The 13,404-nt window shown below is 57.8% G+C and carries 12 protein-coding genes; 1 reads left to right on the top strand and 11 read right to left on the bottom strand.

Features of this window, described 5'->3' with window-relative positions; genetic code table 11:
* Positions 1-79: 79 nt before the first annotated feature.
* The 5 genes from FIV08_RS04600 to cysM form a co-directional block, all read right to left on the bottom strand.
* Complete coding sequence (locus FIV08_RS04600; protein ID WP_061332269.1) at positions 80-424, bottom strand: hypothetical protein; 345 nt, start codon at positions 422-424, stop codon at positions 80-82.
* Between the two features lie 148 nt (positions 425-572).
* Positions 573-1,412, bottom strand: a complete 840-nt coding sequence (mazG, locus tag FIV08_RS04595; RefSeq protein WP_061332270.1) for a nucleoside triphosphate pyrophosphohydrolase — start codon at positions 1,410-1,412, stop codon at positions 573-575.
* Positions 1,409-3,646 carry a GTP diphosphokinase gene (relA, locus tag FIV08_RS04590; RefSeq protein WP_152439587.1) on the bottom strand — a complete coding sequence of 746 codons (2,238 nt, stop codon included), beginning with the start codon at positions 3,644-3,646 and terminating at the stop codon, positions 1,409-1,411. The genes mazG and relA overlap by 4 nt, the downstream gene beginning before the upstream one ends.
* An 85-nt stretch (positions 3,647-3,731) precedes the next feature.
* Positions 3,732-5,075: a 23S rRNA (uracil(1939)-C(5))-methyltransferase RlmD gene (gene rlmD, locus FIV08_RS04585; RefSeq protein WP_152437489.1), complete on the bottom strand. Its 1,344-nt coding sequence runs from the start codon at positions 5,073-5,075 to the stop codon at positions 3,732-3,734.
* Between the two features lie 41 nt (positions 5,076-5,116).
* Positions 5,117-6,010, bottom strand: a complete 894-nt coding sequence (gene cysM, locus FIV08_RS04580) for a cysteine synthase CysM (protein ID WP_058091714.1) — start codon at positions 6,008-6,010, stop codon at positions 5,117-5,119.
* Between the two features lie 226 nt (positions 6,011-6,236).
* On the opposite strand from cysM, the gene FIV08_RS04575 reads away from it, so the two are divergent.
* Positions 6,237-9,107 carry an ATP-binding protein gene (locus FIV08_RS04575; protein WP_152437488.1) on the top strand — a complete coding sequence of 957 codons (2,871 nt, stop codon included), beginning with the start codon at positions 6,237-6,239 and terminating at the stop codon, positions 9,105-9,107.
* A gap of 7 nt (positions 9,108-9,114) precedes the next feature.
* Here FIV08_RS04575 and pdxJ read toward each other — a convergent pair whose 3' ends face one another.
* Genes pdxJ through lepB form a run of 6 tightly spaced genes read right to left on the bottom strand, consistent with a single transcriptional unit; the run spans position 9,115 to position 13,397 of the window.
* Complete coding sequence (gene pdxJ / locus FIV08_RS04570) at positions 9,115-9,849, bottom strand: pyridoxine 5'-phosphate synthase (protein WP_152437487.1); 735 nt, start codon at positions 9,847-9,849, stop codon at positions 9,115-9,117.
* Complete coding sequence (recO, locus tag FIV08_RS04565) at positions 9,846-10,586, bottom strand: DNA repair protein RecO (protein ID WP_061332274.1); 741 nt, start codon at positions 10,584-10,586, stop codon at positions 9,846-9,848. The genes pdxJ and recO overlap by 4 nt, the downstream gene beginning before the upstream one ends.
* Before the next feature lie 7 nt (positions 10,587-10,593).
* Positions 10,594-11,511, bottom strand: a complete 918-nt coding sequence (gene era, locus FIV08_RS04560) for a GTPase Era (protein ID WP_152437486.1) — start codon at positions 11,509-11,511, stop codon at positions 10,594-10,596.
* Entirely contained in the window at positions 11,511-12,200 is a 690-nt protein-coding gene (gene rnc, locus FIV08_RS04555) for a ribonuclease III (protein ID WP_061332276.1), read from the bottom strand. The genes era and rnc overlap by 1 nt, the downstream gene beginning before the upstream one ends.
* Positions 12,197-12,583 (bottom strand): DUF4845 domain-containing protein, encoded by a 387-nt coding sequence (locus tag FIV08_RS04550; protein WP_072678269.1) that lies wholly within the window; start codon positions 12,581-12,583, stop codon positions 12,197-12,199. The genes rnc and FIV08_RS04550 overlap by 4 nt, the downstream gene beginning before the upstream one ends.
* Positions 12,584-12,608: 25 nt before the next feature.
* Positions 12,609-13,397, bottom strand: a complete 789-nt coding sequence (gene lepB, locus FIV08_RS04545) for a signal peptidase I (protein ID WP_138437766.1) — start codon at positions 13,395-13,397, stop codon at positions 12,609-12,611.
* Between the last annotated feature and the right edge of the window lie 7 nt (positions 13,398-13,404).

Genomic DNA, 13,404 nt, shown 5'->3' with positions numbered 1-13,404 from the left:
ATAGATGAGCAGACATCAACCCAAGCGCACGGCGCCTGGGTTGATGGAAACCCGGTGGTGAGCTGAATCGGTACTGGCGTCAGGCCACCGATTCAAGCTGACGGGCTTTGATCCGCTTGATATGCTTCTGGCTCAGGGCTACAAACCGCGGAGTCAGCCCCTGGTCTTCGTAGATCTCAAAACCATCCTCATCATAAGCAACCACTTTGTCGCCCTGAACGTAGGGAAAGCTGGTTTCCAGCTCATCAAGCGCAGCGGAGATCAGATCACGCATCAGGTCTTGAGAGGATTTCATCGGATACATCGCTGCCACTTTCTGCAACAGCTCGTGATGCTGGTCAGACAACGATAGGTACGCGGCATCACGAGTGAGCCGACCACGACCGTGCTTGTCCCAATGCTTGACCAGATCTTTGATTTTCATGGTGCCTTCACCCCTGCATCTTATCTGACGGTACAGCGCACCGATATGGTGCAAGCCGTACTAGAAGTGTAGACGAAGAATGACATTTCAGTGACTGAAAATTGGTAACGGATTGTACTTATCGGCTACTGTTCCGAGGCACTGACCGTTAACGGTTTTCAACCCCCTTGACCTTCTGCCATATGGCATCCAGCGCTTCAAGGGACTCCTCATCCAGATCACGCCCCTCACTTTCCAGCACCGCTTCGATCGCCCGAAAACGTGCGTCGAATTTGCGGTTCGTTCGGTTCAGGGCCTGCTCAGGATCCACTTTCATGAATCGTGCCAAATTCACGCACACGAACAGCAGATCACCCAGTTCATCCTCGACCGCATCCTGGTCGCCACTACCATTCTGGGCGGCCTGCCATGCGTCTTTCAGCTCATCGATCTCCTCGTGAAGCTTGTCGAAGACCGGGCCAACGTCAGGCCAGTCAAAGCCATGGCGCGAAGCCCGGCGCTGCAATTTTTCGGCACGGGCCATGGCCGGCAGGGTTCGTGCAATGCCATCCAGGCGGCTAACCGAAGACTCAACAACAGGTTTCTCGGCCCGCTCCTCCGCCTTGATACGCTCCCAGCTCTCCTTGATCCAGGCTTCGCTGGGACGGTTGCTCGGGTCAATGCGGCTTTCCAGAGTGCCTTCCGGGAAGACATGGGGATGCCGGCGAATCAGTTTGCGGACCAGGTGATCAACGATGCTATCGAAATCGAAATGCCCTTCCTCACGCCCCATCTGAGCGTAGAAGATCACCTGGAACAGCAGGTCTCCCAACTCATCCTTCAGATGCGGGTAATCCGCCTGTTCAATGGCGTCGGCCACTTCGTAGGCTTCTTCTATCGTGTGGGGCACGATGCTGGCGAACGTCTGCCGGGTGTCCCAGGGGCAGCCCGTGTCTGGCTCCCGGAGCCGGGCCATCAGGTTTTTCAGGTCATCAATGGAATAGCTCATCCGCGCTTTCGCCTTACGTCGATGATGTTCGGCAGGTTGCGAATCTGGGCCAGCAACCGCGCCAACTGTTCCAGGCTGGAGATTTCCACCGTCACCCTCATGGTAGCGATGTTCTCATCCTTGTTGGTCAAGGTATTCAGGGCCAGCACGTCACTGCGGGACGACGACAACACATGGGTTATATCCCGCAACAGCCCCGAGCGATCGTAAGCTTCGATTTCGATATCGACAGGGTACACAGAGGCCGGCTTGCCACCCCAGTTCACCTCGATGATCCGGTTGGGCTCGAATTCCCTCAGGCTGAGGAAGGTCAGGCAGTCCTGTCGGTGCACGGTGACACCGCGCCCAACCGTGATATATCCGCCAATCGCATCACCCGGTAGCGGTTTGCAGCACTTGGCCACCTGGGTCTTGAGTTTGCCCACACCGAGAATCTGGATGTCTGACTCGGTGTCATAATCCTTCTTGCGGGCAGTGGTCAGCTTCAGGTCGAGCTGTTCAGACTTCGGCTCCAGCATCTGCTGCGCCACGTTCGCCACGTGCGCAGGCCGCAAATCGCCGGCCCCAATGGCGGCGAACATATCGTCTGGCGAGTGGTAATTCACCTTTTTGGCCAAATCCCCCAGATCAACATCGTACAGCGACAAACGCTTGAATTCGTCTTCCAGGATTGCGTGGCCGTCTGTGATATTACGGTCACGATTCTGTTGCTTGAACCAGTGGGTAACCTTTGCCCTGGCCCGGGATGTCTGGATATAGCCCAGGCTTGGGTTCAGCCAGTCCCGGCTCGGCGCCGGGTTGTTGGAGGTGAGGATAAATACCTGGTCGCCGGTTTTCAGCGGATAGGTCAGAGGGACGATCCGGCTGTTCACCCGGGCACCCCGGCAGGCGTGACCGATTTCGGTGTGTACCCGATAAGCGAAATCCACCGGTGTGGCACCCTGGGGCAGATCGACCACGTGGCCCTCGGGGGTGAAGACATAAACCCGGTCCGAGGCGACGTCTGACTTCAGGTGGTCAGCCAAACCAGACAAGTCGCCCAACTCTTCCTGCCACTCCAGCACCTGCCGCAGCCAGTTGATCTTGGCGTCGTAACCGGTGGACTTGTTGTTCTTGTCGGTGCCCTTGTACAACCAATGGGCACAAACACCTAACTCAGCTTCCTCGTGCATGGCATGGGTGCGGATCTGCACTTCCATCACCTTGCCTTCGGGGCCGATCACCGCGGTATGGAGCGACTGGTAGCCGTTCTCCTTGGGGTTGGCGATGTAGTCGTCAAACTCGTTGGGAATATGCCGCCACAAGGTGTGAACAATGCCCAGAGCGGCATAGCAGTCCCGCACTTCCGGCACCAGGATGCGCACCGCACGGACATCATAGACCTGGGAAAAGTCGATACCCTTGCGGCGCATTTTGCGCCAGATACTGTAGATATGCTTGGCCCGGCCGGAGAGTTCACCCTTGATACCGGAGGCCTGAAGTTCGGTTTGCAGGGTCTCGATTACTCGCCGGATATAGCCTTCACGGTCCAGCCGCTTCTCATCCAGCAGCTTGGCGATCTTCTTGTACGCTGAGCTGTGCAGGTACCGGAAAGACAGGTCTTCCAGCTCCCATTTGATGTGACCAATACCCAAGCGGTGTGCCAGGGGCGCGTAGATATCGAAGACTTCCCTGGCCACCCGCATGCGCTTCTCTTCCGGCGCATCCTTGACGGCCCGAATCGCACAGGTCCGCTCGGCCAGTTTGATCAACGCAACCCGGACGTCGTCAATCATGGTAACCAGCATTTTCCGGACATTGTCGAGTTGCCCTTCACTCTGGCCCAGCACATTGCCCTTGAGCGGGTGGTGCACCGACGAAATGGCTGCCATCTGCTGCACACCATTGATCAGCCCGGCGACTTCGTCACCGAATTCCTTGCGGATCTCTTCCAGGGGTACCCGCTCTTCACGCACGGCCCGGTACAACACCGCAGCCACCAGACTGGCTTGGTCCAGATGCAGTTCGGCCAGCACCTGTGCCATTTCCAGACCAGTACGGAAACTGCTGGAGCCCGGCGCCCAGAGGCGATCCTCTCTGAATGCCTGCATGGCAATACTGGCCGCTTTTTCACAGGCCTGCCGGAGCTGCTCCGGATTATCCAGGTGCGTCTGTTCAGCGATGTGGCGAACACAACGATCAATGTCGATTTCGCCATCACCAGTGACCGAATAATCTTCCCGAACTTTTACCATAGCAGAGGCATACCCGCTGATTTTCCGGTTACCCGGGTCGCGATCCTGGCGACCCGGCATCTGACTGTCGACTGATCAGTCAGAGTCATTCACGCTCAAAAAGAGCAATGGATTCGACATGGGTGGTGTGGGGGAACATATCCATCACACCTGCGCGCACCAGGCGATAACCGTTGCGCACCATGACGCCGGCATCTCTTGCCAGAGTGGCCGGATTACACGAAACATAGACAATTCTGCTGGCCCCGAACGCCGTGAGGTACTTGCAGATGTCTTCCGCGCCGGACCGGGGCGGGTCAATCAGAATCTTGTCGAAACCCTCTTTGGCCCAGCTTTGCCCGGTAAAGTCACCGTGCAGATCGGCTCCGAAGAACTCCACATTATCCAGACCATTGAGCTGTGCGTTCTCGCGGCCACGCACCACCATGGCATCATCGCCTTCGACGCCAACCACCTGGCCACCTTTGCGGGCCAACGGCAGGGTAAAGTTACCCAGGCCACAGAACAGATCCAATACCCGCTCACCGGGCTGAACATCCAGCCACTCCACGGCTCGATGAACCATATTCTGATTGATACCGGCATTGACCTGTGTGAAGTCCATCGGATGGTACTTCATGGTCAGATCAAACTCGTCCAGGCTGTAGCTCAGGCGCTCACCATCACGACCGGACGATTCCGGCCAGATGCGGTGCACCGTATCCGGGCCCTTGGGCTGAAGATAGATATGCAAGTCATGGGCCTGACCAAAGGCAATCAGTTTTTCCCGGTCTTCGGGAACCAGTTCGTCCATATTACGGAACACCATGGCCGCCACATCATCACCACAGGCCACTTCCACCTGGGCAATCCGGTCGAAAGCCACCATGCCATGCAGCAGTTCCCGCAGGGGCTTGATGCGATCACCAATGCGCGGGTCCAGCACTACACAGCGGTCAATATCCGTCAGGAAGCTGTTACGCTTTTCCCGGAATCCTACCAGCACCGACTCCCGGGCCTTCACATAGCGCACGCCCAGGCGGGCTTTGCGACGATAGCCAAGGGTAGCGGGTGAGCGCATGGGTTCAACCCACTCCTGGGGTTCGATGCCTCCAAAATGGGCAAAATGCTCCCTCAGCGTGTCTTCCTTGAACCGAATCTGAGCATCGGCGCTCATGTGCTGGAGGCTGCAGCCACCACAAAGGTCAGCAAAATCACAGGGCGGTTGCTGGCGGTCTGGAGCCGCTTCCAGAACCTCCATGGTACGCAGTTCATCAAACTTGCTGCGGGTGCTGACCATCTTTGCCATCACCGTTTCACCCGGCAGAGCGCCGTCCACAAACTGGACTTTACCTTCGGCCCGGGCAATGCCCCGGCCGTCGTGGCCAAGGGTCTCAATTTCACAACGCACCGGTTCCTGGGGCAGAACCTTGCGGCGACGCTTACTCATAGGGGTTAATCTCTCTTGTGTAGCCGGCTTGGATGACCGGTTCAGGCGCCGGGAAAAACACCGGTAGACAGGTATCGGTCTCCGCGGTCACAGATAATGGCCACGATCACCGCGTTTTCAACCTCACGGGATAATTTGAGGGCAGCGGCAATGGAGCCACCGGACGACACGCCACAGAAAATTCCTTCTTTGGCGGCCAGCGCCCTCATGGTGTCTTCTGCTTCTTTCTGGCCAATGTCCAGAACCTGGTCTACCCGGGCAGCGTCGTAAATCGACGGCAAATAGGCCTCGGGCCAGCGGCGGATACCGGGGATGGATGCACCATCTTCCGGCTGCAACCCAATAATCTGAATATCGGGATTTCGCTCTTTCAGATAACGGGACACGCCCATAATGGTCCCGGTGGTCCCCATGGAGCTGACAAAGTGAGTCACCTTGCCCTGGGTCTGCTCCCAGATTTCCGGGCCGGTGGTGCGGTAATGGGCCAGTGGGTTATCCGGGTTGCTGAACTGGTCCAGCACCTTGCCCTTGCCTTCAGATTCCATCCGCGCAGCCAGGTCCCGTGCCCCTTCCATGCCCTCTTCCTTGCTGACGGTCACGATCTCCGCTCCGTATGCCCGCATGGAAGCGCGGCGCTCCTCACTCATGTGCGCCGGCATGATCAGAACCATCCGGTAACCTTTGATTGCCGCAGCCATCGCCAGGGCGATGCCAGTGTTACCGGACGTCGCTTCAATCAGGGTATCGCCTGGCTTGATTTCTCCACGGCGTTCGGCTTCCTGAATCATGCTGATGGCAGGCCGGTCCTTCACCGACCCGGCCGGGTTATTGCCTTCCAGCTTGGCCAGAATGACATTGGAGGTTTCCCCCGGCAGACGCTGCAATCGAACCAGAGGGGTATGCCCTACATAATCTTCAATGGTCGGGAAAATCATAGCGAAACCCTGTGATACACTTTTGGGTTCGAATCATACGCTTTATGGCCGCATTGTCCCAATACAGCTTGTCGCTATATCCATGACCCGCGGCTATAACTGTTTGTTCCCGGAACCTTTACCACAGTTTTCGGGAATCAGATCAACTATGCTCATAACACAGGGAAGTGCCGGTTCCGGGTAAGATCGGCCCGGCCAGGCTCAGGAAACTAGCAGGAACATATCTATGCGGCGCTGGGGCATTCGCAAAAAAGTATTGGTGGTAACGCTGGTTCCCACCTTGTTGACCACTTTGTTACTGGGGCTGTTTTTCACCTACAGCTGGGTCAACAACATCGAGAACCTGTTGAGGGATCGGGGTGAATCCCTGTCCCGCCAGCTTGCTGCCGGCTCCGAGTATGGCCTGTTCACCGCCAACCGCAGCCTGCTGAGCAGCTTGTCCAACGCCCTGCTGGAAGAGCAGGACGTTCGCTCGATCACCTTCTTCTCGCCAGACGGCCGCCGCTTGCTCCACACCGGTCCGGGCGGCGCCGATGCCATCGACGAATCCTCCCTGAAGCCGGACCTGGCGGTAAAGATTACCCGGGACAGCAGCACCCGGTTTGTCACTCCGGTTTATCTGCAGGACCTGATGATCGAGACCATGCTCGACCCGGATGTCCGGCAGTCGGCCACCCGGTTACAGGAACCCCTGGGCTGGGTTGCGGTGGAGATGTCCCATGTCCGCACCGAAAAGGAAACCTACAAGGCGCTACTGATTTCCCTGCTACTGGTGATTGGCGGGGTACTGCTCAGCATGGCCATTGCCCTGCGTCTGAGCCGTGCCTTCACCGATCCGGTGTTCCAGCTCAATGAAGCCGTAGCCCGGCTCAAGGAAGGTAAGCTGGATACCCGGGTGTACACCAGTGCCGGCCCCGAATTCGAGCAACTGGAATCCGGCCTGAATGACATGGCCTCCGAGCTCAGCAAGGCCCAGGCGGAAATGCAGCAGAACATCGACCAGGCCACAGAGGACCTCCGGGAAACCCTGGAAACCATTGAAATTCAGAATATCGAACTGGATTTCGCCCGCAAGGAAGCCCTGGAAGCCAGCCGGATCAAGTCCGAATTCCTGGCCAATATGTCCCACGAAATCCGCACGCCCCTGAATGGCATCATCGGCTTTACCGAATTGCTGCTGAAAAGCCCCCTGCCCCGCCAGCAACGGGACCACCTGAACACCATCCGGAAATCGTCCGAGATTCTGCTGACGATCATTAACGACATCCTGGATTTTTCCAAGATCGAGGCCGGCAAGCTGATTCTTGACCGGGTACCGTTCCAGCTAAGGGATATCGTGGAAGAGGTGATGGTGATGCTGGCACCGGCAGCCCACGCCAAGAACCTGGACCTGGTGCCACTGGTCTATAACGATGTACCGGACAACGTCATGGGTGACCCGCTGCGGGTGAAGCAGGTCATCACCAACCTGGTCAATAACGCCATCAAATTCACCCAGACCGGTGAAGTGGTGCTGCGGGCCAGCCTGGAAGACGAAACACCCGACAGCAATCGGGTAACCCTGCGCCTGAGCATCACGGACTCCGGCGTGGGCCTGTCCCGGGCCCAGCAACAATCGTTGTTTAACGCCTTCAGCCAGGCTGACGCCTCAACCGCCAGGCAGTATGGCGGCACCGGGCTGGGACTGGCCATTTCCAAGCGGCTGGTGGAAGAGATGGGCGGCAAGATTGGCCTGGAAAGCGAACTCGGCAAAGGCTCTACCTTCTGGTTTACCCTCACGCCGGAACTGTCTGCCGCTGCCGACACCAGCGCGCCAAAAGACGCCCTGCGCGGCGAGCGGATAATCTACCTCGAACAGCAGAAAACCACCGGGCTCGCGGTCGAACACCTGTTACGGGACTGGGGCGTGGCGGTACAACGGGTGTCCTCGCCAGCCGCCCTGGTGGAACACGTGGAGGAAGCCCAACGGAAGCAGGAAGGCTACGCCGCCGCCATTATCGGCATTACCCGCCACCTGCTGAACTCCAGCCAGTACTGCAACATGGTGCGTTCGCTAGAAGTTGAGCGGGACTGCCGGACACTGCTGCTGACCCCCACCCTGGAAACCCACGACACGCCGTTGTCCGGGCTGTCCAGCGGACACCTTACCAAACCGGTGTGCCGGGATGCCTTCTACGACGAACTGTTGCTGTTGATCCACGGCATCCAGGCCAGCAACCGGGGCGCAGGAGAAGTGCCCCTGCCACTGAGAAGCAGCGGCCCTTCGAGAGTTCCGCGTGTACTGGCCGTGGACGACAATGACGCCAACCTGAAACTGGTGATGACCCTGCTGCAGGACTGCCGGCTTGAAGCAGAGGGCGCCTCAAGCGGATTCGAGGCGCTGACCAAGGCCCGGCAGAAGCCCTTTGACCTGGTGTTCATGGACCTGCAAATGCCGGGCATGGATGGTGTGGAAACCACGGCACGAATCCGGGATCTGGATACCGGCTCTCACCATACCCCGATCATCGCCCTGACCGCCCATGCCCTGGCGGATGAACAGGAAAGACTGACCCAGCAGGGCTTCGACGGTTACATGCCAAAACCGATCAGCAGCACTCAGCTGGTCCAGTTGATTCGCGAATACACGGGTTATGACTGCAAGAGCAGCAACGACAGTTTCAAAATCTCGGAAGTCCGGGATACCCGCCGCACCCTGCGGCCATCAAACCGTCGCATGCAGCAGGATTGCGTCAGTGTTGATGAAAGCATTCAACTGGCCGCTGGCAAGGCCGACCTGGCGGAAGAACTGTTCAGCATGTTGCTGGAACAACTGCACACCGACATCGAGCGTGTAACCGAACTCTGGAACAACAATGACACCGACGAGCTGCTTGAATGCGTACACAAGCTCCACGGCGCAACCCGTTACTGCGGCGTACCGGAGCTGAGAACCGCCGCCAACCGTTTTGAAACCGCACTGAAGTGCCAGGCCCCGGATATGGAGTTACAGAAGGACCAGCTATTGGCAGCCATGGACCGACTGCAGATCTGGAGTGAACAAACCGACTGGCAGCAGCTGTTCAGAGAGCAGCAGCGCCAACCGGAGACCACCTGAGGCCAGCTTAGGGGCGGGCGCGCTCAATAATGGCGCGCATCTCCCGAACCGCCTCTTTCAGACCAGTGAACACTGCCCTGGCAACAATGGCATGGCCGATGTTCAACTCGTTAATGCCCGGAATCGCCGCCACCCGCTCGGTGTTGTGATAATGCAGGCCGTGGCCAGCGTTCACAATCAACCCTTTCTTTCGGGCATAGGCCACGGCATCGGCCAGCTGTTTGAACGCTTTTTCCCGAACAGCCGGGTCCTGCGCTTCGGCGTATTCGCCGGTGTGCAGCTCGACAACCGGCGCACCACAGCGCACAGCGGCGTCTATCTGCACCGGATCCGGGTCAATGAACAGTGATACTTCGGCCCCGATCTTTGCCAGCCGGTCGCAGGCCTTGGCCACACGCTCTTCCTGACCGTCGACATCCAGCCCACCCTCGGTGGTCAATTCTTCGCGCTTCTCCGGCACCAGGCAGACACACTCCGGCCGAACCTGTTCGGCAAAGGCCAGCATGGCATCGGTTACCGCCATTTCCAGGTTCATCTTGGTTTGCAGGACTTCTCGCAGCAGCAGTACATCTCGATCCTGGATGTGCCGGCGGTCTTCCCGGGGGTGAATGGTAATACCATCGGCCCCCGCTTCCTCGGCCACCAGCGCCGCCTGAACCGGGTCTGGATAGCGGGTGCCGCGGGCCTGGCGTAATGTGGCCACATGGTCAATATTCACACCGAGCAACACTCTGGAATTCATGGGGTTCTCCCTGATGATGAAACGGAATGGCTGAACAGATTGCGGCTGTGTAATGGTTTACCCTGCAACAGATAGTCCACCAGAACACGCATGACCCGCTTGGCAGTCCTGCGCGGTAACTCACCGGTAAAGTCGCCGTCGGCCAGGGCCAGCAAAGCTTCGCCCGGAATCTGCTGCAATCGAACCCCGGTGGCAGCGGCAGACACAATGCCCTGCACCGGATCATAACCGTAGTAACCACCGGCCACCACTGGCAAGCCGGTATCAGTGGCTTCATCCCAGGCGAAGTCATACCCGAGGGCCCCGGCAAACGCCCGTTCAAAGTGCCGCAATATTGGCTCTACATCGGTTTTGGCCGCCAGTGCCGCGAGAGCCTGCAGGCTTTCTATGTAACTGGCAAACAGGGTGGGATGAGGGTCTGCCACTGGCAGAATGCGCTGAAGCAGTTCATTGATGTAGAGGCCGCTGTACAGGGCACGGGTTTGCGAAAGCAGCGGCGCCGACCGAACCTCAAGCTGCACCAGTGTTTTCAGATCGCTTTTTCCGGTCCAGTCCACCATTAACGGCTGGAACGGCTGCAACTGGGCCTTGAGGGGGCTTTTGGCACTGTTGGCGCCGCGCGCCACCAGACTCATTCGGCCGTGATTCAGAGTAAACAGATCCACCAGCAAGGCGGTTTCCCGCCAGGGGCGCCGGTGAATCACATAAGCGGGCTCCTGCTGCACCGCTCCCTTCATAGCGACCTCAGAAATCGCTCATGCCAAGGCTTTTCAATGCCCGGTCGCTGTCGGCCCAGCCGCGCTTTACCTTCACCCACAAACGTAACATGACCTTGGTGCCAAACATGCGTTCCATATCCACTCGGGCTTCCTGGCCAATGCGGCGCAGGCGCTCGCCCTTGTCACCGATAATGATTTTCTTCTGGCCTTCCCGTTCCACCAGAATCAGGGCCGAGATATGCAGGGTTTTCCCCTCGTGCTTGAACTCTTCGATCTCTACTGCCACGGAATAAGGCAATTCAGCCCCGAGTTGGCGGGTAATTTTCTCCCGCACCATCTCCGACGCCATAAAGCGCTCGCTGCGATCCGTAATCTGATCGTCCGGGTAGAAGTGCACACTCTGGGGCAGAAAACGTCCCACAGCTTCCTCCAGTGGCTGGAGGTTGGTTTCTTTCAACGCAGACAAAGGGATAATTTCGGCAAATTCCCGTTTTTTGGACAGTGCCTCAAGGTGCGGCAGCAGTTTGTCCCGGTTCTCAACCTTGTCCACCTTGTTAACTGCAAGGATAACCGGGCATTTCAACCGCGACAATTTCTCCAGCACCATGTTATCGGCAGTGGTCCACGCCAGCTGGTCCACCACGAACACCACCACGTCCACGTCGATCAGGGCAGACGACGCCGCTTTGTTCATATAACGGTTCAGCGCACGGGGCTCGTCTTCGTGCATGCCGGGGGTATCCACATAGATGGCCTGCACCGGTCCGTCTGTCTTGATACCCAGCACCTGATGTCGGGTGGTCTGGGGTTTGCGGGAGGTAATACTCAGTTTCTGGCCCAGGATATGGTTCAGAAGCGTGGATTTTCCCACGTTCGGCCGGCCAACAATGGCGACAAAACCACAACGGCTGTCCGGATCTTCCGGGCGGGTAATATCATTCATCAGGAGTTCTCCACGCCCAGTTGCTTTAGGGCATTGCGGGCAGCCTGCTGTTCAGCAATTCTCCGACTGCTACCGGTGCCGCTGGTCTTTCGATCCAGTGACGGTAAGGCACAGGAGACGTGGAACGTCTGCTCATGGGCTTCACCGTCGACGGAGATCACTTCGTAACGAGGCAGCGGGAACTGCCGGGATTGCAGGTATTCCTGCAACCGGGTTTTCGGATCTTTCTGGGTGTCCTGAATGTCCAGATTGGCCAGGCGATGCTCGAACCAGCGCAGCACCTGCTCACGGCAGGTATGAAAATCGCTGTCCAGGTAAATAGCACCGATGATGGACTCCACCGCATCCGCCAGAATCGACTCGCGCCGGTAGCCACCACTCTTGAGCTCACCAGAGCCCAGCCGGAGATACTGGCCCAACTGGAATTCGCGACCGATCTCGGCGAGGGTCACGCCTTTGACCATCCGCGCCCGGAGCCGGCTCAACTGGCCCTCCCGGGCTTTCTCGAAGTGCAGGTACAAGTGCTCTGCAATCACCATATTAACGATGGAATCCCCAAGGAACTCCAGGCGTTCATTATTCTGGTTCCCGTAACTTCTGTGGGTCAGGGCCAGCAGCAACCGCTCGGGTTCCTTGAAGGTGTATCCGATACGACGCTGCAACTGATCCAGATCTGGTTGTGAACTCACTGTCCCTTTAACTCATACTCGTGCTGGAAATGAACGATGGTGTCCACGTTTCCGAATAGATGATTGCGAACCTCGTAGTCCACCTTGATGACCACAAACTCGCCATTTTTCTCAACGCTGATCTGCTTGGCGTCGAAGCCCCTGACGTTATTGACGCTCAGGCGCCGGTTAATCAGGTTGCGCACCTCAGCCGGCCCCATTCGCGACAACCCCTCGGTGCCATCAAGACCTTCCAGTGCTTCCTGAATGGTGAAATCGTCCAGGTAAGCAGGGCCAATTTTCAGCCCCAGGGCCAGCAGGCTGCCAAAAAACATCGCCACAATCAGCATGGTTAGAGCGCTGCCGCCCTGCTGCTGCAATCCGACGGGATTATTCTTTTTCATCATGTTTGTCTCCGGCACAACGGGGTTAGTCAATGCTACCCACTCGATCAAAAGATGGCAGACTTGTCAGCGATTTCCAGTGCATCCAGATGGCAAAGGCCTTCCCGACCACAAGCTCATCAGGCACAGTGCCCCAGAACCGGCTGTCGTTACTGTTGTCCCGGTTGTCCCCCATGACAAAGTAGTGGCCATCAGGCACCAGCCATTCACCTTCCCCGTTGCCTGCAACCCGGCCCAGGGTCAGATACACATCGTGCTCAACGCCGCCCACTTCCTCACGCCAGCGCTCCATTGGCGGAAGACGGGCCACAAACTCCCTGGCCACCGGTTCATCATTGATAAACAGCTGTTTATCGCGATAGCGCACCCGGTCACCCGGCAAACCAATCACTCGTTTGATGTAGTTGGTGGCGCCATCCTCCGGATAACGGAACACCATGACATCACCACGCTCGGGATCACCCATCGACACCACCTTGGTGCCGGCCACTGGCAACCGAAGCCCGTAGGCGTACTTGTTTACCAGGATAAAATCACCAACTTCGAGGGTCGGCAGCATCGAACCGGAGGGAATCTGAAAGGGTTCTACCAGAAACGAACGAAGCACCAGAACGATGGCCAGTACCGGGAAGAACGATCGGCTCAGGTCGACCAACCAGGGTTCACTGGTTTCGGCAGTGTCATCAGACGCGGCACCGCCAACGTCCGGACCAGCTGCCTGCCGCCGTTTGCTGAAAAACACTTTATCCGCCAGCCAGATCAATCCAGTCGCGAAGGTCAGAACCACCAGTACCAGCGGAAAATCAATATCCATCCGGGAG

The sequence above is a fragment of the Marinobacter sp. THAF197a genome (genome assembly GCF_009363275.1).
Classification (GTDB): Bacteria; Pseudomonadota; Gammaproteobacteria; order Pseudomonadales; family Oleiphilaceae; genus Marinobacter.
This window is presented reverse-complemented; position numbering and strand designations above follow the sequence as displayed.

What these genes read in the sequence shown, in the direction of transcription:
- FIV08_RS04600 (WP_061332269.1), bottom strand. Translation starts at nt 424, where the DNA reads ATGAAAATCAAAGATCTGGTCAAGCATTGGGACAAGCACGGTCGTGGT.
- mazG (WP_061332270.1), bottom strand. Translation starts at nt 1,412, where the DNA reads ATGAGCTATTCCATTGATGACCTGAAAAACCTGATGGCCCGGCTCCGG.
- relA (WP_152439587.1), bottom strand. Translation starts at nt 3,646, where the DNA reads ATGGTAAAAGTTCGGGAAGATTATTCGGTCACTGGTGATGGCGAAATC.
- rlmD (WP_152437489.1), bottom strand. Translation starts at nt 5,075, where the DNA reads ATGAGTAAGCGTCGCCGCAAGGTTCTGCCCCAGGAACCGGTGCGTTGT.
- cysM (WP_058091714.1), bottom strand. Translation starts at nt 6,010, where the DNA reads ATGATTTTCCCGACCATTGAAGATTATGTAGGGCATACCCCTCTGGTT.
- FIV08_RS04575 (WP_152437488.1), top strand. Translation starts at nt 6,237, where the DNA reads ATGCGGCGCTGGGGCATTCGCAAAAAAGTATTGGTGGTAACGCTGGTT.
- pdxJ (WP_152437487.1), bottom strand. Translation starts at nt 9,849, where the DNA reads ATGAATTCCAGAGTGTTGCTCGGTGTGAATATTGACCATGTGGCCACA.
- recO (WP_061332274.1), bottom strand. Translation starts at nt 10,586, where the DNA reads ATGAAGGGAGCGGTGCAGCAGGAGCCCGCTTATGTGATTCACCGGCGC.
- era (WP_152437486.1), bottom strand. Translation starts at nt 11,511, where the DNA reads ATGAATGATATTACCCGCCCGGAAGATCCGGACAGCCGTTGTGGTTTT.
- FIV08_RS04550 (WP_072678269.1), bottom strand. Translation starts at nt 12,583, where the DNA reads ATGAAAAAGAATAATCCCGTCGGATTGCAGCAGCAGGGCGGCAGCGCT.
- lepB (WP_138437766.1), bottom strand. Translation starts at nt 13,397, where the DNA reads ATGGATATTGATTTTCCGCTGGTACTGGTGGTTCTGACCTTCGCGACT.